This window comes from Dactylosporangium maewongense, from assembly GCF_039531485.1.
GTDB classification, from domain to species: domain Bacteria; phylum Actinomycetota; class Actinomycetes; order Mycobacteriales; family Micromonosporaceae; genus Dactylosporangium; species Dactylosporangium maewongense.
The window spans coordinates 30,035-46,203 of sequence record NZ_BAAAQD010000016.1 but is presented as its reverse complement, the minus strand read 5'-3'; the positions used below and the strand labels follow the sequence as shown (position 1 = coordinate 46,203).

At 74.0% G+C, this 16,169-nt stretch carries 14 protein-coding genes; 6 read left to right on the top strand and 8 right to left on the bottom strand.

Going from position 1 to position 16,169, the window contains the following annotated elements; genetic code table 11:
• Nucleotides 1–25 precede the first annotated feature (25 nt).
• A complete protein-coding gene (locus ABD332_RS34725; protein ID WP_344506751.1) occupies nt 26–838 on the bottom strand; it encodes a universal stress protein in 813 nt (270 codons plus the stop codon).
• Nucleotides 839–925: 87 nt separating this feature from the next.
• A complete protein-coding gene (locus ABD332_RS34720) occupies nt 926–1,723 on the bottom strand; it encodes a hypothetical protein (protein WP_344506749.1) in 798 nt (265 codons plus the stop codon).
• Between the two features lie 159 nt (nt 1,724–1,882).
• Between ABD332_RS34720 and ABD332_RS34715 the strand changes: the two genes are divergently transcribed.
• The 3 genes from ABD332_RS34715 to ABD332_RS34705 are packed head-to-tail and all read left to right on the top strand — an operon-like array spanning nt 1,883 to nt 4,705.
• Nucleotides 1,883–3,094 (top strand): sensor histidine kinase, encoded by a 1,212-nt coding sequence (locus ABD332_RS34715; RefSeq protein ID WP_344506747.1) that lies wholly within the window; start codon nt 1,883–1,885, stop codon nt 3,092–3,094.
• Nucleotides 3,091–3,735: a response regulator gene (locus ABD332_RS34710; protein WP_344506745.1), complete on the top strand. Its 645-nt coding sequence runs from the start codon at nt 3,091–3,093 to the stop codon at nt 3,733–3,735. Before ABD332_RS34715 ends, ABD332_RS34710 begins: the two co-directional genes overlap by 4 nt.
• 4 nt (nt 3,736–3,739) lie before the next feature.
• Nucleotides 3,740–4,705, top strand: coding sequence for a hypothetical protein (locus tag ABD332_RS34705; RefSeq protein ID WP_344506743.1), 966 nt, complete (start codon nt 3,740–3,742; stop codon nt 4,703–4,705).
• 72 nt (nt 4,706–4,777) lie between these two features.
• Here ABD332_RS34705 and ABD332_RS34700 read toward each other — a convergent pair whose 3' ends face one another.
• Nucleotides 4,778–5,212, bottom strand: coding sequence for a VOC family protein (locus tag ABD332_RS34700; RefSeq protein WP_344506741.1), 435 nt, complete (start codon nt 5,210–5,212; stop codon nt 4,778–4,780).
• A 93-nt stretch (nt 5,213–5,305) separates the two neighbouring features.
• Here ABD332_RS34700 and ABD332_RS34695 point away from each other — a divergent pair, with 93 nt between their 5' ends.
• Entirely contained in the window at nt 5,306–5,941 is a 636-nt protein-coding gene (locus tag ABD332_RS34695) for a 2'-5' RNA ligase family protein (protein ID WP_344506740.1), read from the top strand.
• A gap of 4 nt (nt 5,942–5,945) precedes the next feature.
• On the opposite strand, the gene ABD332_RS34690 is transcribed toward ABD332_RS34695, so the two are convergent.
• Both ABD332_RS34690 and eno read right to left on the bottom strand, forming a co-directional pair.
• The gene (locus tag ABD332_RS34690; RefSeq protein WP_344506738.1) at nt 5,946–6,992 is read right to left on the bottom strand and encodes a class I SAM-dependent methyltransferase; all 1,047 of its coding nucleotides are present in this window, start codon (nt 6,990–6,992) and stop codon (nt 5,946–5,948) included.
• A gap of 97 nt (nt 6,993–7,089) precedes the next feature.
• Nucleotides 7,090–8,361, bottom strand: coding sequence for a phosphopyruvate hydratase (gene eno / locus ABD332_RS34685; RefSeq protein ID WP_344506736.1), 1,272 nt, complete (start codon nt 8,359–8,361; stop codon nt 7,090–7,092).
• Nucleotides 8,362–8,485: 124 nt separating this feature from the next.
• On the opposite strand from eno, the gene ABD332_RS34680 reads away from it, so the two are divergent.
• Both ABD332_RS34680 and ABD332_RS34675 read left to right on the top strand, forming a co-directional pair.
• On the top strand, nt 8,486–9,403 hold the full coding sequence (locus ABD332_RS34680; RefSeq protein WP_344506734.1) for a MerR family transcriptional regulator: 918 nt from the start codon (nt 8,486–8,488) through the stop codon (nt 9,401–9,403).
• Entirely contained in the window at nt 9,393–10,433 is a 1,041-nt protein-coding gene (locus ABD332_RS34675) for a trypsin-like peptidase domain-containing protein (protein ID WP_344506732.1), read from the top strand. The genes ABD332_RS34680 and ABD332_RS34675 overlap by 11 nt, the downstream gene beginning before the upstream one ends.
• Here ABD332_RS34675 and ABD332_RS34670 read toward each other — a convergent pair.
• The 3 genes from ABD332_RS34670 to ABD332_RS34660 all read right to left on the bottom strand — a co-directional run bounded on the left by ABD332_RS34670 (nt 10,410) and on the right by ABD332_RS34660 (nt 15,972).
• Nucleotides 10,410–11,336 (bottom strand): hypothetical protein, encoded by a 927-nt coding sequence (locus tag ABD332_RS34670; protein WP_344506730.1) that lies wholly within the window; start codon nt 11,334–11,336, stop codon nt 10,410–10,412. The two genes, ABD332_RS34675 and ABD332_RS34670, sit on opposite strands and share 24 nt — an antisense overlap.
• A 10-nt stretch (nt 11,337–11,346) precedes the next feature.
• Entirely contained in the window at nt 11,347–15,372 is a 4,026-nt protein-coding gene (locus tag ABD332_RS34665) for an NACHT domain-containing protein (protein WP_344506728.1), read from the bottom strand.
• A 132-nt stretch (nt 15,373–15,504) separates the two neighbouring features.
• Entirely contained in the window at nt 15,505–15,972 is a 468-nt protein-coding gene (locus tag ABD332_RS34660; protein ID WP_344506726.1) for a hypothetical protein, read from the bottom strand.
• Between the last annotated feature and the right edge of the window lie 197 nt (nt 15,973–16,169).

The following is a 16,169-nucleotide window of genomic DNA, read 5'->3' as shown; positions in this document are numbered from 1 at the left end:
CGTCGTGTGCGTTCCCGGCCGGTTGTCAGAGGGTGTCGCGCAGGAGCAGGACGGGGCAGTCGGCGCGGAGCAGGAGGTGGTGGTTGACCGGGTCCAGGGACGGGGCGGAGCCGGCGTCGAGCACGACGAGCTGGGCGCTGCGGGACGCCGCCACCAGGACGTCCGCCGGGTTTCCCGTGGTGAGCTCGACCTCCACCGGCACCGTCGGGAACAGCGTCCGCAGGCGGGTGACGGTCTCGCTCACGTCGGCCCGGACCAGCGTGCCCAACCCGGCCGGAGAGGCTTTCGCCGGCGTCGGGGTCGGGGCGCGGACCGCGACGAGGGCGCAGCCGCGCCGGTGCGCCTCCTCGAAGCCGGCGGCGAGGACCCGATCCGCTGCCGCGGGGTCGGCGATGCCGGCGACCACCGTCCCGATCGCGGTGTCGGCGCGGCCCCGGACCACGACGACCGGGCCGGTCGCGTACGTGGCGACGTGCACCCCGACCGACCCCAGCAGCGCCGACGCGAGCGCGCCGCGGCCCTGCGAGCCGACGACGAGCAGCGCCGCCGACCGCGTCTCGGCCAGCAGCACGTCACCCGGGGCGCCGGGCAGTGCGCTGCCCCGCACGTCGAGCGCTGGCCGGCCGCCGCGGGCGTCGGCGACGGCAGCAGTGACCACGGCCCACGCCCGCTCGCGGCCGCTCACGTCTGGGCCGGTGGGCGTGCCCGGCTGGCGGTGGTGGACGGACACGACCCGCAGCCGTGCGCCGGTCCGCGCCGCCTGGCTCGCCGCCCAGCGGACGGCCCACGCCCCGCCCGCCCCGCCGTCGGTCCCGACGACGATGTCGTTGTGCTCCATCGGTGCTCCAAGGTGGTGGCGGCGGTTGGCTCCTTCACCCTCGCCGGTGACAACCGGCAGCGGCAGGGCCGAAGGTCCCGTGCCGCGTCACCAGCCGCCGTCGATGAACGCCGCGAAGGCGGGGTCCGGGTCCAGGGCGGTGCCGACGTTCGCCGCGACCACCACCGCGAGGGCGAGCGCCACGACCGCGAACAGCACGCCGTGCGCGGCGAGGACCCGGCGGGCCGGTCCCGAAGGCCCGCGGCGCCGCCAGAGCACCACGCCGACCGACAGCAGGCCCGCGGCGACGACCGCGGCGATCACCGCGATCACCCAGTGGTAGAGCGCGTAGTCGTCGATCATGCGGGCCAGCGCGGGCGACGGTGCCTGGTGTGCGTGCACGACGCCGGTCAGCTGCTGCCGGACGTCGGACAGCACGGCGGCGAGCGGGGCGTCGGGCGGGGTGTCGACGAGCAGCGGCAGCAGCGACGCGAACGGGGCCGCCGCGCCCTGCAGGTTGGCCATCACGAGCACCAGCGCCGCCAGCGCGAGCCCGGTGACGAGGACGCCGCCGAGGAGCAGCCGGCGGCGCGGAGCGCCCACGTACATCCGCCACAACCGCACACCGAGCGGCACCAGCACGGCGAGCAGCACCGCCGCGATGACCGCCTTGGCGAGGTGGTAGCGCAGCCAGTAGTCGGCGATCCGCCGCATCGCCGGGGTCAGCTCGCCGCCGCCGGACCCCCAGAACCCCGCGAACGCCCCGCGGACCGCGCCGCGCAGTGCGCCCTCACTGGTGTAGTCGCCGCCGGCGAGGTGGGCCGGAGCGACGACGAACAGGACGACGAGTGTCGCCGCCGCCGCCACTGTACGGGCGGGCCGTAGCCGGCCATCGGTGCTGCGCAAGGTGTGTCCTCCGGTCTCGTTCGGTCGTGTGACTCGACGGTATGAGCGGGCCGCGGGCGCTCCCTCGGCCGCGTGGACGATCCGCGCGCAACTTTGGATTCCTTTCGCCGGGACCACCCGCGCGGCGGTCTAGGGTGGGTCTGCGAACGGGAGGTGATCATGGAACTGCTGCGCAGGCCGCGGGTGGCCGACGCGCTGCTGGCCTGCGGGCTCGCCGTGGCGATGGTCCTGCTGCGGCAGAGCGCCGGCCCGCCGGACTGGCCGCGGGCGCCGTTCTCGCCCGCCGACCCGGTCACCGCCGCCGTGCTGTGGGCGCTGCTCGTCGCGCAGGCCGCGCCGATGCTGTGGCGGCGCACGCACCCGTGGGCGGTGATGGCCGCGGTCAGCGTCGCGTACGTCGCGTTCGAGCTCGTCGACCCCGCCATCAGCTTCCGCGACGGGCTGCCGCTCGGGTTCGGGGTGTACGCCGTCGCCCGGTACGCGCCGCCGCCGGCGAGCCTGCTGTCCGTCGCCGTCGCGGGGCTCGCCATGTTCGGCCACGACCTGCTGCTCCGGCCGATCACCGGCCCGCCGCTGCCGCCGGCGCTGCGCCCGGGGGTCATCGAGGTCACGGTGGCCGTCGGGCTGGTGGCCGGGCTGTGGCAGCTGGGCAGGTCGCAGCGGCACATCCACTCCGACGCCGCCGCGCTGCGGGACCTGACCGCGCTGCTGCGCGCCGAGCAGCAACGCAGCGCCGCCCGCGCCGTCACCGCCGAGCGCGCCCGCATCGCCCGCGACCTGCACGACCTGGTCGCGCACCACGTCAGCGCGATCGCCGTGCAGGCACGGGCCACGGCCGAGGCGCTGCCCGAGGACACCGCGCTCGCCGGCCGCGGCGTCGCGGGCATCGGGACCGCCGCCGACACGGCGCTGCTGGAGATGCGCCGGCTGCTGCGGCTGCTGTCGGACGACGACGCGGCGCGGGACCTCCTGCCGGAGCCGTCGCTCGCCCACCTGCGGCAGCTGACCGGCGTCGCGGCCGCCGCCGGGTGCGAGGTCGACCTGGAGGTGTCGGTCGGCCCCGACGTCCCCGCCGCCGTGCAGGTCTCGGCGTACCGGGTCGTCCAGGAGGCGCTGACCAACGCGCTGAAGCACGCGGGTCCCGTGGCGGTGCGGGTGGCCGTACACCAGCGGAAACACCAACTGGAGGTCGGCGTCGTCAACGATCCGCCGGTCGCCGGCCACCAGCCGATGCCGGGCGCGGGGCTCGGCCTGATCGGGATGCGGGAGCGGGTCGCCCTGTTCGGCGGCACCCTGTCGACCGGCCCGCTGGCCGACGGCCGCTGGCGGGTCGAGGCGACATTCCCATGGGAAGGGGAGGGCGGGCCGTGACGGTCACCGTGCTCATCGCCGACGACCAGGACATGGTCCGCGCCGCGCTGCGCGCCATCCTCGACCGGCGGCCCGATCTCGAGGTCGTCGGCGAGGCGGCCGACGGCGAGCGGGCCGTCGCCCTCGCCGCCGAGCTGCGCCCAGACGTCGTGCTCATGGACGTGCGCATGCCCGGCCTGACCGGCGTCGAGGCGACCAGGCGCATCCTCGGCGCGGCGGTGCCGTCGAAGATCCTCGTGCTGACGACGTTCGACCTCGACGAATACGTGCAGTCCGCGTTGCGGGCGGGGGCGAGCGGCTTCCTGCTGAAGAACGCGTCGCCCGAGCAGCTCTGCGACGCGGTCCGGGCCGTCGCGGCGGGCAACGCGGTGCTCGCGCCGGCCGTCACCCGCCGCATCGCCGAGGCGTTTCAGGCGCCGCCGGCGAAAGCGGCGGTCGACGGCCTCACCGCCCGGGAGCTGGAGGTGCTGGTGCTGGTCGGGCGCGGGCTGTCCAACGCGCGGATCGCCAGGACCCTGGACCTGTCGGAGTCCGGCGTGAAGAGCCGCGTCAACCGCATCCTCACCCGGCTCGGCCTGGAGAACCGCGTCCAGGCCGCGCTCCTCGCCCGCGAGGCCGGCCTGCTCGACGAGCTACCCTGACGCGATGCCCATCGATGAGACGCTCGGCGTCCTCGCGCACCGCGGCGGGCTCGTCGTGCGGCGGCCCCAGCTCAGCGTCGGCATCGTCGGCGCCGTCTCCCGCACCACCGGCCTCGAGGTGGAGCTGCTCGCCCGCCGCCCACTCGACCGGCGCGGCGCGACCGAGCGGCAGGCCGGCATCCGCGCCGGACGGGACGGCGTCGTGCCCGCGCCGCGGCGCCTGCTGCCGGCGTACGACGAAGGCCTCGACCTCCGCGTCGGCCGGCTCGACCCGGACGGGCGCGCGCACTGGGTGTTCGGGTCGCGCACCAGCTCCAGCAGCGGCGACCACTCCGGCGGCACCCACGGCCCGAGCCTGCGCACGACGGTGCGTTTTCCGCCACTGTACGACCATGCCTCGCTCGTCCTGGCCTGGCCCGAGATCGGGTTCCCCGAGTCCATTGTGGACCTTCCGCTGCCGCCGCGGGACGCGGTGGAGCGTGGCACGGTCCCGATCTGGGACGCACCGGTCGACGCCGGGCCCGTGCCTGACTCGCTGCGCCGCCGCACGCACGACGCGCCGCACCCCGGGCCGGCGGTCGAGGCGGGCCGGATCGTCGCCGGGCCGCGGGTGCTCAGCCGCGGCGCCGACGCCGTGGTCGCACTGACCCGCCTCACGGCCGTCGACGGGGTCCTGTCGGCGGAGGTGCTGAGCGTGGCCCGGGGCCCGCGGGCGGGCGCCATGTCCGTGGTCCCCGGCCCCGGCCGCCCACCGGGCCTGCCCGGCGCCACGGTCGCCGTCGTCCACGACGGGGAGGCGGTCTGGGCGCCGCACGGCAGCGGCGGGTCCAGCGGCGGCCCCGACGTGTTCCGGTCCCGGATCGAGTTCGTCCTGCCCGACCCCGGCGGCTCCGAACTCGGCCTCGTGGTCGCGTGGCCGGCCGCCGGCCTGCCCGACGTCCTGGTCCCGCTGCCGCTCGACGCCCGCTGAGCCCCACGGCGACCGGGTCGAGCAGCAGACCTCCTACGCGGTCGCCGTCGCCAGGCTCGCCGACGGCTGACCTCAGACGACGCAGAACTCGTTGCCCTCCGGGTCGGCCATGAGGACGTGGCTCGGCACGCCGCCGACGGCCGCCTCCCGCACCACCGTCGCGCCCGCCGCGACCAGCCGCTGCACCGTCGCGGTGACCGCCGGCCACCGCTGCTCCTGCGGCCGGTCCCGGCCACCCACCTTGAGGTCGAGGTGCAGGCGGTTCTTGACCACCTTCGCCTCCGGCACCTTCAGGAACGTGAGGCTCGGCAGGACCCCTCGCGGATCGTGCAGGTAGGCCGCGTCACCCCACTCCTCGGGCGGCACCTCCCACCGGGTCAGCCACTCCTCCCGGCTGGCGAACCCCTCCGGCACCGGCGCGTCCACGTACCCGAGCGCCTCCCGCCAGAACGCGGCAAGGCGCCCCGGGTCGGCGCAGTCGACCGTGACTCCCCAGACGACAGTCATGCACCATCGATACCGCACTCCGCCACGCCGCGCCCGGTGAACCACCGGACGTGCGACCCTGGATCGGGCTTCCGGACGGGGAGAAGGCGGAGGATGGAACGGTTCATCACGGCGGAGCGGACGTGGGCCGAGCGCAGCCGCTGGCACGTGTACGTGCTGCCCGACCTCGACGCCGACCCCGGCCTGCGGCGGCTGGTGCGGCAGAGCGGCGAGGTCCTGGAGCGGTACCCGGCGGCGATGTCGATCGTGCCCGACCCGTGGCTGCACGCCACCATGCAGATGGTCACCGGTCTGGCCGGCGACGACGTCGGCGAGGCGCGGCGGGCGGCGCTGATCGGGGCGCTGCACGACGAGGTCGGCGCGCTCCCGGCGTTCACCGCGACCGCCGGCGCCGTGCAGGCCGGGCGGGTGGGTGTCGCGGTCGACCTGGACCAGGACCTGCCGGGTGAGCCGTTCGCGGTGCTCGGCGATCGGGTCCGGGCCGCGATCCGGGCCGTGTTCGGCGACGACGGACTGCGGTACGACCCCGGCATCCCGCACATCAGCCTCGCCTACGGCACGGGCGCCGCCGACTCCGGCGAGATCCAGGAGCACCTGCGCCGGACGGTGCGGCCAGCCAGGGCGCGGCTGACGGTCGGGGCGGTCTGGCTGCTCGACGTCGTCCAGGACGCGGCCCGCAGCCAGTACCGGTGGCACGAGCCGCTGGCCCGGATCCCCCTGCGGGGCTGAGCCGCTACGCGACGGTGCGGCGGACCGCGACGGCGTGGAAGCGGTGCGGCGGGTCGTCGTAGCTGGTCAGGAGCCAGCCGGCGGCGGCCGCCGAGGCGCGCAGGACCGGCTCGGCGAGGGGCTCGTCGGGGCGCAGGGCGCGGCCGTGCCGGGCGGCGAGCGCGGCCCGGCCGGACGGGTGGAAGAGCACCAGCTGGCCGCCGGGCCGGGTGACGCGGGCCAGCTCGGCCAGGCCGGCGGCGGCGTCCGGCAGGTGCGTGATGAGCCCGGCGGCGAAGACGCCGTCGACGGTGGCGCCGGCGAACGGCAGGTGACGGGCGTCGGCGAGCAGCAGCGACGCGTGGCAGGCGCGGGCGCGGTCCGCGGCGGCGGCGAGCATCTGCGGAGTCAGGTCGACGCCGATCACGGTGCCGTGCGGGCCGGTGGCGTCGCGCAGCGCGGGCAGGGCGCGACCGGTGCCGCAGCCGACATCGACCACCGTGTCACCCGGGGCGAAGCCGGACTGGGCGACCGCGGCCACATAGGCGGGCAGGTCGTCGCCGAACCTGGTGTCCCAGGTCGCGGCCCGGCCGGCGAAGAACGCCTGGGACTCGCTGCGGTGCCACACGTCGCCGTCGACCAGCCGGGCGTCGAGGTGCCGCAGCACCGGCCACGCGGCGTCGTGCAGGTCGATGACGGCGTCGGTGTCGTCACCCCGGAATCCACCGGAAGCGCTGGAAGCGCCGGTGGTGGCAGCCGGTGGCGTGCGCACCCAGACCGTCAGGTGCCACGACGCGGCGGGGAGCCGGCGCCGCCAACCTGGTCCGTCGGCGATGACGACGGTGTCTGGGGTTCTGGTGTACCAGCCGTCGCGGTCGCTCGTGCAGGCCGCGGCGGTCAGCCGGACGCAGTGCCGCCCGCCGGCGTGCAGGTGGGCGGCGAACCGGTCCGCGAACTGGGCGGCGCGGCCGTCACCGCCGTCGACGACCACCCTGGCCGCCCCGCGGGGCAGGGCCGCGGCGAGGTGCCCGAGCACGGTGTCCCAGCGGCGCCGCTGGTCGTCGGCGGTCATCCATCCATCATGCAGGTGCGGGAAGGTCGCCGGTAGAGGACGGTGTAGATGCGAGCCGGAAGACCGGCATCTGCTGGCAGATGCCGGTCTCGCAATCTTACGAGGCGGCCCGTCCCGCGTAGCGGGCGCTGCTGCCCAGCTCCTCCTCGATGCGCAGCAGCTGGTTGTACTTGGCGGTCCGGTCCGACCGGGACAGCGAGCCGGTCTTGATCTGGCCGCAGTCCAGGCCGACGGCGAGGTCGGCGATCGTCGTGTCCTCGGTCTCGCCGGAGCGGTGCGACATCACCACCCGGTAGCCGGCCCGCTGCGCGGTCCGGACCGTCTCGATCGTCTCGGTCAGCGTGCCGATCTGGTTGACCTTGACGAGGACCGCGTTGGCGTAGCCGCCGTCGATGCCGGCGCGCAGGCGGGCGGGGTCGGTGCAGAAGACGTCGTCGCCGACCAGCTGGAGGCGGTCGCCGGCGCGGGCGGTGAGCCGCGTCCAGCCGTCGATGTCGTCCTCGGCCATCGGGTCCTCGATGGAGGTGATCGGGAAGCGCTCCGACAGCTCGACGAGGTACTCGATGTGCTCGTCCACCGACCGCTTGCGGCCCTCGCCGGCGTAGTCGTAGACGCCGTCGCGGTAGAACTCCGAGCTGGCCGGGTCGAGGCAGATCGTGATGTCGGCGCCCGGCCGGTAGCCGCTGTCCTCGACGGCCCGCAGCACGAAGGTGAGCGCCTCCTCGGCCGTGGCGAAGTCCGGCGCGAAGCCGCCCTCGTCGCCCACGTTGGTGCTGTGCCCGGCCGACGCCAGGGACCGTCGCAGGGTGTGGAAGACCTCGGAGCCCATCCGGACGGCCTCGGCGAAGGTCGGCGCGCCGACCGGGGCGATCATGAACTCCTGGAAGTCGAGCGGGTTGTCGGCGTGCGCCCCGCCGTTGACGATGTTCATCATCGGCACCGGCAGCAGCCGCGCCCCGACCCCTCCGACGTAGCGGTACAGCGGCTGCCGGTGCGCGGCCGCGGCGGCCTTCACCGTCGCCAGCGACACGCCGAGGATCGCGTTGGCGCCGAGGCGGCGCTTGTCCGCCGTGCCGTCCAGCGCGATCATCGTCTCGTCGACCAGCGCCTGGTTCTCCGCGTCGAGGCCGGTCACCGCCGCGGCGAGCGGGCCGTTGACCGCGGCGACGGCCTCGGTCACCCCCTTGCCGTGAAACCGCGCGGGATCGCCGTCGCGCCGCTCGACCGCCTCGTTGGCGCCCGTCGACGCGCCCGACGGCACCGCGGCCCGTCCGGTCGCACCGTCGGCGAGGACCACGTCGACCTCCACCGTCGGGTTGCCCCGGCTGTCCAGCACCTGCCGTCCGATGACCCGGCTGATCGCCGTCATCGATCCACCTCCCGTGTTTCGTCGCTTGCTCGACCGGGCCCAGACTGGCAGACGGCGGCGGCCTTGCCACCGCGACGATCAACACGTTGACCTGTACCCCAGGGTCCGGGTTTAAGGTCGCGGGATGCGGGTGGGTGAACTGGCGCGCCGGACCGGGACGACCGTGCGGGCGCTGCGCTACTACGAGTCCGCGGGGCTGGTCGTCCCGCGGCGGCTGAGCAACGGCTACCGCGAGTACGAGCCGATCGCGGTCCGGCTCGTCGAGCAGATCCGGCAGCTGACCGCGCTCGGCCTCACCGTCGAGGAGACCCGCCCCTTCGTCGACTCGATCGTCGGCGGCGCCGACGACACCGACGTGTGCGCCGCCGCGCTGGCGACCTACCGCAGCACCATCGCCACCCTGCAGGACCGCATCGGCAGGCTCACCGCGCAGCGCGACGCGCTCAACAGCCGCCTCGACACCGCCACGGCACGCGTCGCCACCGGCGCCTCGTCGCCCGGCGCGGACCCGTCCCGCCTCGTCGGCGACCGCCTGCCGGGCCTCACGTTCTACTGCACCGACGGCCGCCCCGTCGACCTCGGCGCGCTCGGCCCCGGCCGGACCGTCATCTTCGTCTACCCGCTCACCGGCCGCCCCGGCGTCGACCTGCCCAAGGGCCTCATCGAGGTGCACGGCGCCCTCGGCGGCACCGAGCAGGCGACCTGGGTGCGCGACCACCACGCGGAGCTGCGCAACGCCGGCGTGGACCGGGTCTTCGGCCTCTCCGCGCAGTCGACCGGATACCAGCGCGAGCTCGTGCACCGCCTGCGGCTGCCGTACCCGCTGATCCCCGACCCCCGGATGACCCTCGCCGCCGCGCTGGAGCTGCCGACCTTCACCGCCGGCGACATGACCCTCTACGAACGCCTCACCCTCGTCGTGACCGACGACGCCGTCGAACACGTCTTCCACCCGATCCCCGAACCCGCCTCCCACCTCCTCGCCGTCATGCAGTGGCTCACCAGATCCTCCCGGTCTGGTAGAGAAGGGCATGGCCATTGACGGACGACTCGCGCGGCAGCTCAGCGAGGCGCTGCTGGACGCCTTCAGTCCCGAGCGTCTCGACGAGATGCTGTACTACCGGCTGTCCAAGCAGCGGGCCCGGATCACCATGGCCGACAACCTGGAGACGCGGGTCTTCCACCTGATCAGGGCCGCCGACTCGGAGGGCTGGCTGGACCGTCTCGTGGTCGCGGCGCGCCAGTCCCGGCCGGAGCACGCCGGTCTGCGGCAGGTGGCGGAGCTGCGGTCCCTGACGCCCGGCACCGGCGGGTTGGAGACGATCCTCAGCGCCGGCGACGTCGACATTCACCCGGCGCCGTGGCGGACGCGGCTCGGGGTCCTCGAAGGACAGGTCGGTCTGGTGGAGATCGCCGGCGATCCGGCCGGCACGTGCTTCCTCATCGGCCCGGACCTGTGCATGACCAGCCACCACGTGGTCGCCGCGGCGCGGCGCGACGAGGTGCGGATCGTGTTCGACCACAAGCGGGACGCGGCCGACCAGGAGGTGTTCGCCGGCACCGCGGTCGAGCTCGCCGACGACTGGCTCGCCGCGTCGGCCCCGAACAGCCCGTCCGAGTGGTCGCGCGGCGGCGGCACCGAGCTGCCGGACCGCGCCGAGCTGGACTTCGCCGTGCTGCGCCTCGCCGAGCCGATCGGCGAGATGCCCGTCGGCGGCACCGGCGAACCGGCCTCGGCCGACCGCGGCTGGATCGACGTCGCCGGCCGCCGTCCGCCGCGCCCCGGCGACGGCATCGCCGTGCTGCAGCACTTCGGCCGCCGGCCGCTGCAACTGCGCTTCGGCAAGGTGACCGAGGTCAACGCCAACGGCACCCGCCTGCGCCACACCGCCGACACCGACGGCGGGTCGTCGGGGTCGCCATGCTTCACGCTGGACTGGCGGCTCGTCGCGATCCATCAGGCGGGCGACCCCGCCACCGAGTCCTGGGAGGCCCGGACGGGCAACCGCGCCGTGCCCGTCCTGCCTGTACTGGGCCTGCCGGCGGTGTCAGCACTTCTCCGTCGGCGCTAGGCTGCTCACCTGCACGTCGGCGACGGTGCCGTCGGCACGCCGGACCCGGACGGCGCCGGGCGTGCCGGACTTCAGCAGGGTCCCGCACACGATCGACTGGTCCTGCGACGTCACCTTCACCAGCGGCGAGGCGGGCTCCGCCGCCGGCATGAACCAGGTGAGCCCGATCGCGACGACGAGCGCGCCGAGCGACGCCGCGGACGCCCGGGCCGCACCGCGGAGCCGCCGGCCGATCGCCTCCGGCAGGCCCTGCTGGGCGGTGTACCAGGCGAGCAGGTCGGCGTCGTCGGCGATGGTGCGGGTCTCCGGCTGTCCGTACGCCGCGCGGTACGCCTGCTGGATCGCGACCGCGGCCGCCCCGACCGCCACCACGACGGCGACGGCGGTCCACGCCTTGCCGGCCACGTCCAGTGCGGCGACCTGGTCGGCGCCGAGACTCACGCCGACGATGCCGAGCACCCCGAGCAGCGCGGTGGTCCCGGCGATCCACTTCTCGGCTCCCGCCTTGAGCCGGTCGACCCGCCCGGCCTGCGCGATCCGGTACGCCTCTGCCGCCTCGGCGAGATACGGGTCGTTCGCCGGCCGGAGCGTCACCGTGCCGTCCTCCGCGACCTCGGCGTGCCCGGTCCACGTCCGTCCGCAGCCCTTCGGCGGGGACGCCGGCTGCCCCGCGTGCTCCTGCCCGCAGGTACAGGCGAACCCGGCCGTGACCGAGGTGGCCGGGTCCGGGTCGAGCCCTTCGAGGTCGGTGGCGCGCAAGGAGACGGTGGCCGTGCACGCGTGCCGGCACACGGGGCACGGCCCGGCGAGCCGCAGCGTCGACCCGACCTGGCTGCCGTGCCACTGCCGCAGCTGCGCGTCCAGCACGGTCACCCGCGCGGCACGGTGGGACAGCTCCGTCATCCGGACTCCTTCACAGGTAGGAATGCCTGCGGATCGCGGCGAGGGTCGGCGCGACCTCGTTGAGCGGCGGGATCTCGGCGTCCTCGTCGACGTCGTCGCCCGCGTCGGGTGGTTCGGCGGGAAGCCCGAGGACCAACGCCGGGACGACTGCGTCGGGCAACGAGCCCCCGGGGCTGGATCCGTCCCACTCGTCGTCGTCCCAGTCCTCTTCGTCCATGTCCCACTGTTCGTGGGACCAGCGCTGGAAGTCGGCGAAATCCTGGTCGGAGTCTCCGCGGTCCCACAGTTCGTCGTAGGAGACGATGCCGAGATCCGCCGGGCGGTTGAGCTCCTCCAGCGTGCCGATCATCCAGCCGTCGAGGTACCGCCCGGAGTCCGCGGCCTCGCCGGAGTCGGGGAACGTGGTCAGGTAGTCCCGGAAGTCCTCGTCCTCGAAGTCGTGCGGCGGCAACGGAACCGCCCCGTCGAGGTCGGTGCCCGGCCGGACGTCGTCGGGATGCTCGTGCGCCGCCAGGAACACGGCGCCGAGGTCCAGGTCGGTGGCGGCGAGCAGTTCCTCGCTTACCTGCAGCTGGTCACAGCCGCCGAGTCCGATGTCGGTGAGGGCCGGTAGGTGCGCGACGGCCCCGATGTCGACGAGCCGCGTCGACCCGGACACATCCAGGAACTGCAGCTGCTCCATACGCTCGATGCCGCTCAGGTCGACGACCGACGACCGGCGCAGCGTCAGCGACCGCAACCTGACGCAGTCGGAGATTGCGAGCAGATCGTCATCGTGAAAGTCCTCGATCGTCAGGTCGGTGAGCCAGGAACGGGAGAGCCATTCGGTGCGCCAGTCGACCCGGACACCACCGGCCAATGTCAGCGCCCGAATCGACACCATGCTCAGCGCGTGGACGTTCCAGAGAATGACTGGACCTCGGATGGTCAGCGTCGTGAGTTCGATGAACTGGAGGAACGCCATGCAGTTGACCTTGGCGAGGGGCAGACGGTCGGCGAAACTGAGCGTCAGGCAACGGATCGTCGCGTTCTGAAGCCTGTCATCCGGGTCGAACCGATGCAGCTCGTGAAGCTCAACCTCGGATGCCAACACGGTCGGAAGCCAGTCGAGCGCCATGTCGGCCGGCCACGCCGGGAACCTCAGCGACCTGACGCGGGCTTGTGCGACGTGGCCGGCGAAGTCTGCGGTGATCACGTCCGGCACGAAGTGCAGGTCGAGGTTGAGCTCGTACGGAATGAACGGCAGGACGGTCTGATCGCGGACGACGACCGCCGTAGTCATGAAGCTCGGGATCGCCTGCAGCACCATCATGCCGTACTTGCCGGGGGTGAACCCGCTCCACGCGTCGACGAGCTCCTGCGCCAGCTCGTGCCCGAAGCGCTGGGCCGCGGGGACCAGCGCCTCGATCGCGCGCTCGCTGCCGATGCCGACGATGGCCCGCACGCACAGGGACGCGGTGGCGGCGTCCTGCACCGTGTGCTGCAGCACGCGCCGGAGCAGGGGCAGCGCGGTCTGTCCCATCGCGACGACCGACTTCACCTCGTCGCGGCTGAGGGGTGGGATGCGCTGCTCCAGGTAGGCGGTGGCGCGCTCGTAGCTCTCCCGCTCCACCACCACGGACATCTCGAAGCACTCCGCCAGGAACTCGCGCAGCGGGGACCGGCCGGACGAGACCGAGTCGTCGGCGACGATCGCGTCGACGATGCCGTCGGTGAGGCGCCGCCACTCGACGGCGGACGTCTTCGAGGCCCAGCCGACCGCCATGCTGATGACGCCCTGCCAGTCTGCGTCGCGGACGTGGTCGAGCATGATGCGGGTGGAGCCCCCGGAGACGAGGTGGCGGGCGGCGAGGAACTCCTGGAAGGTGCGGTGGACGAAGTCGATCGTGCCCGGGGCCGGCTCGCGGAGCACGCCGGAGCGCTCCAGCAGGTCGTGGAGGATCTGCCCGCCGGTCCAGTCGACGCCGCGGAGCATGCCGGCGACCAGGCCCAGCTGGCTGCGCACGTCGTCGCGGGGCGCCTCCGAGAGGCCGGAGACGACGTACCACTGGGCGAGGGACTGCAGCACGGCGGTGCGTTCCTCGGCGCCGACGCCGGTGGGTTCCACGCCCTTCTCGTGCTCACGGCGGCCGAGCATCATCTTCAGGGCGTCCTCGTACAGCGTGATGCGCTGCTTGGGCAGGCCGCCGGGGCTTTTGTAGTTGAGAGCGCAGATGACCGCGCAGAGCAGGGGCGTGCGGGCCAGGTCGCGCAGTGTCGGCGACCCGTCGATCTCGACGACGAGGTGTGCGGCGCGGGCCCGGTGGGACTCGTGCTGGTCGGGCGGGAGCCGCTCCAGCGTCGCTCCGTGCCAGTCGTAAATGAACCGGAAGATCTCGCGGAAGCTCATCGTGGTCAGCGTGAGCGGGGTGAAGCGGTCGAGGTCGTAGGTGCCGCCGCGGGCCGCGGCCGGGCGTGAGGTGACGACCAGGGTGTTGTGCTGCTCGGTGACGGCGTGCCAGGTCAGGTCCTCCAGCCAGGCCTGGACCGTCGCGCGTTCGTCGGTCCGGACCTCGTCGAGGCCGTCGATCAGCAGGACCGCCCGGCCCTCCTCGAGGACCTTGGCGACCCAGCCGGCCGGCTGGCGCGAATGCAGGGACGCCCCGGCGACCTCGCGGGTGAGCTCCTCGATGGTGGGCAGGGTGCGCTTGACGTACCGCCGCAGCCGGACGAACAGCGGAATCCGGCCGTGCCAGGGATGCAGGTCACCGCCGGGCAGCTCGCCGCGGGCCATGCTGACGGCGGCCCACTGCAGGACGGTGGTCTTGCCGGAGCCGGCCTCGCCCTCGATCAGGACCAGCCGGCCGGCCGTCTGCAGCGCCGCGTCCACGGGCTGCGCGTCGTAGCCGACGGTGCCCTGCGCGGTCGGGCGCGGGACGGTGGCCTCGAGGGTGACGTAGGCGGTGGTCAGGCTGTAGCGGCGGACCTCGGTGAGCAGGTCGATGCCGAGGACCTCGAGGGTGTCCAGCGTCCGGGTGACCATGCGCAGGTACTGGACGGCATAGCTGTCGTTGGGGCGGCCCGAGTCCTGGTCGCGCTCCTGCGGCATCCGGCTGATCGCCATCCGGATCGTCGCGGCGGCGCCGCCCGACGCCGCCAGGTCGTGCAGGCCGGCGAGCGTCAAGCCGGGCTCCGCGAGCGCCGCCTCGGCCAGATAGGAGACGATCGCGCCGATCAGCGGCTGGAAGGGCGGGAGGCTGGTGGGACCGTGGTCCCAGGCCGGGCGTCGCCGGTCGGACTGCTCGGTCAGCAGACGCAGCAACAGATCCGGTTCGGTGCGCATCTCCGCGGTGATGGCCGGCCCGGCCAGGCGGAGCGTCGTGGCCACCGCGAAGGTGACCGCGTCGACGATGTCCACTACCTGCGTCGACATGAGCGGGATCAGATGGAGCACCTGGTCCTCGACGTACTCCAGCAGGAGGTCCGTGACCTCCCACAGCTCGCGCCGGACGACGCGGGCGGTGGCGGCGGTCGACCCCGCGGCCGCGAGCGCGTCGACGGACCGGGCGGCGAGGACCTGCCCGTTGCCGGGGTCGTTGAGCAGCAGCAGCGTCCGCACCAGGTCGGCACCGAGATTGCTCTCGATGCGGTCGTGAACGGTGCGCTTCCGTCCGACCGGCACCCGGCCCGACCGGCCTCGGCCCGCGTAGTCGTGTCCGGTCCCTTCGGCGAGCAGGGCGCCCTCGAGGGCACGCTGCTCGGCCTTCCGGTCGACCACGTGCGGGTGCCGCTCCGCCCACCTGGACAGCAGGGTCGCGCGCGGGACCCGCTTGAGCGCGGCGGCGACGAGATCCGGCAGCCAGCCCTGATCGTCGGCGTCGGTGATGACCCGGAACACGACGTCGTCCATGCCGACCACGTCGCCGACCATTCGGGCGAGCTTGATCTCCAGGTCGTACCAGAGCATCTGCTCGAACGGGCTCCGGGTCGGGAACGCGTCCAGCATCGCCTCGGCGAGGTCCTCGGAGCTCTTGCCCGAGAGGGACGGGACGGGCATCACGCTCCTGGGCGGCATTCGACCGGACCGATGTAGCGCGAGTATAGGACCGGCGACGGTCGGTCACGCGCGATCGGCCCGGCGCCGTCCGGCCGGACTCAGCTGTCCGTCCGGCCGACCGGCGCCACCCGGTCATGGGCGGGTGGCGAGCTGGCGGTGGAAGGCGCGGCGCAGGGTGGTGAAGGAGTCGCCCTCGTCGGCGAGGGCGCGGGGGAGCTTGGCGGCGAGGGTGTCGACCAGGCCGGCGATGTCGTCGTCGGGGTGGTGGGCGGTGATGGTGAGGCGGGCGCCGGAGCGCTTGGCGGGGACCGCGGGGGCGGTGGCCGGGTCGGTGAAGTAGCCGGCGGCGCGCAGGCGGGCGGTGAGGTTGTAGGCGACCTCCGGCCGGCCCGCGCCGACGCAGCGGATGGGTGCCTCGCTGCGGCTCACGACCGGCAGGTCGACCTCGGCGGCGAGCTTGTTGAACAGGCGGATGAGGTACAGGAGGCGGTCCTGGCGCTCGGTCACCTCCTCGGTGCGGTGCAGGTGCACCAGCCCGCGCCGTACGCCGTCGGAGATGAGCTCGTCGAACGTCTGCAGCATGTCGTCGGCCTTCGCCATGGTCGCCCCTTCACCCAGGTGGTCCGTGCCGGGGACCATCGGTGCCCCGGGCGCCGGCATGAGCCGACGTGATCCGCCCCACCGCGCCCCCGGACCCGAAACGCGAGGGTGATCAATGGGGCATCGGTGACCGTGCGTGCGGTTTCGAAGCACAGATAGATGCGGCATGATTTCCCGGTAGGCAACGCTGCGGCATC

Coding starts and splice junctions, on each gene's coding strand:
- ABD332_RS34700 (WP_344506741.1), bottom strand. CDS start 5,212: ATGACTGTCGTCTGGGGAGTCACGGTCGACTGCGCCGACCCGGGGCGC.
- eno (WP_344506736.1), bottom strand. CDS start 8,361: ATGACGGCGATCAGCCGGGTCATCGGACGGCAGGTGCTGGACAGCCGG.
- ABD332_RS34725 (WP_344506751.1), bottom strand. CDS start 838: ATGGAGCACAACGACATCGTCGTCGGGACCGACGGCGGGGCGGGCGGG.
- ABD332_RS34715 (WP_344506747.1), top strand. CDS start 1,883: ATGGAACTGCTGCGCAGGCCGCGGGTGGCCGACGCGCTGCTGGCCTGC.
- ABD332_RS34670 (WP_344506730.1), bottom strand. CDS start 11,336: ATGACGGAGCTGTCCCACCGTGCCGCGCGGGTGACCGTGCTGGACGCG.
- ABD332_RS34695 (WP_344506740.1), top strand. CDS start 5,306: ATGGAACGGTTCATCACGGCGGAGCGGACGTGGGCCGAGCGCAGCCGC.
- ABD332_RS34665 (WP_344506728.1), bottom strand. CDS start 15,372: ATGCCCGTCCCGTCCCTCTCGGGCAAGAGCTCCGAGGACCTCGCCGAG.
- ABD332_RS34705 (WP_344506743.1), top strand. CDS start 3,740: ATGCCCATCGATGAGACGCTCGGCGTCCTCGCGCACCGCGGCGGGCTC.
- ABD332_RS34680 (WP_344506734.1), top strand. CDS start 8,486: ATGCGGGTGGGTGAACTGGCGCGCCGGACCGGGACGACCGTGCGGGCG.
- ABD332_RS34690 (WP_344506738.1), bottom strand. CDS start 6,992: ATGACCGCCGACGACCAGCGGCGCCGCTGGGACACCGTGCTCGGGCAC.
- ABD332_RS34660 (WP_344506726.1), bottom strand. CDS start 15,972: ATGGCGAAGGCCGACGACATGCTGCAGACGTTCGACGAGCTCATCTCC.
- ABD332_RS34675 (WP_344506732.1), top strand. CDS start 9,393: ATGGCCATTGACGGACGACTCGCGCGGCAGCTCAGCGAGGCGCTGCTG.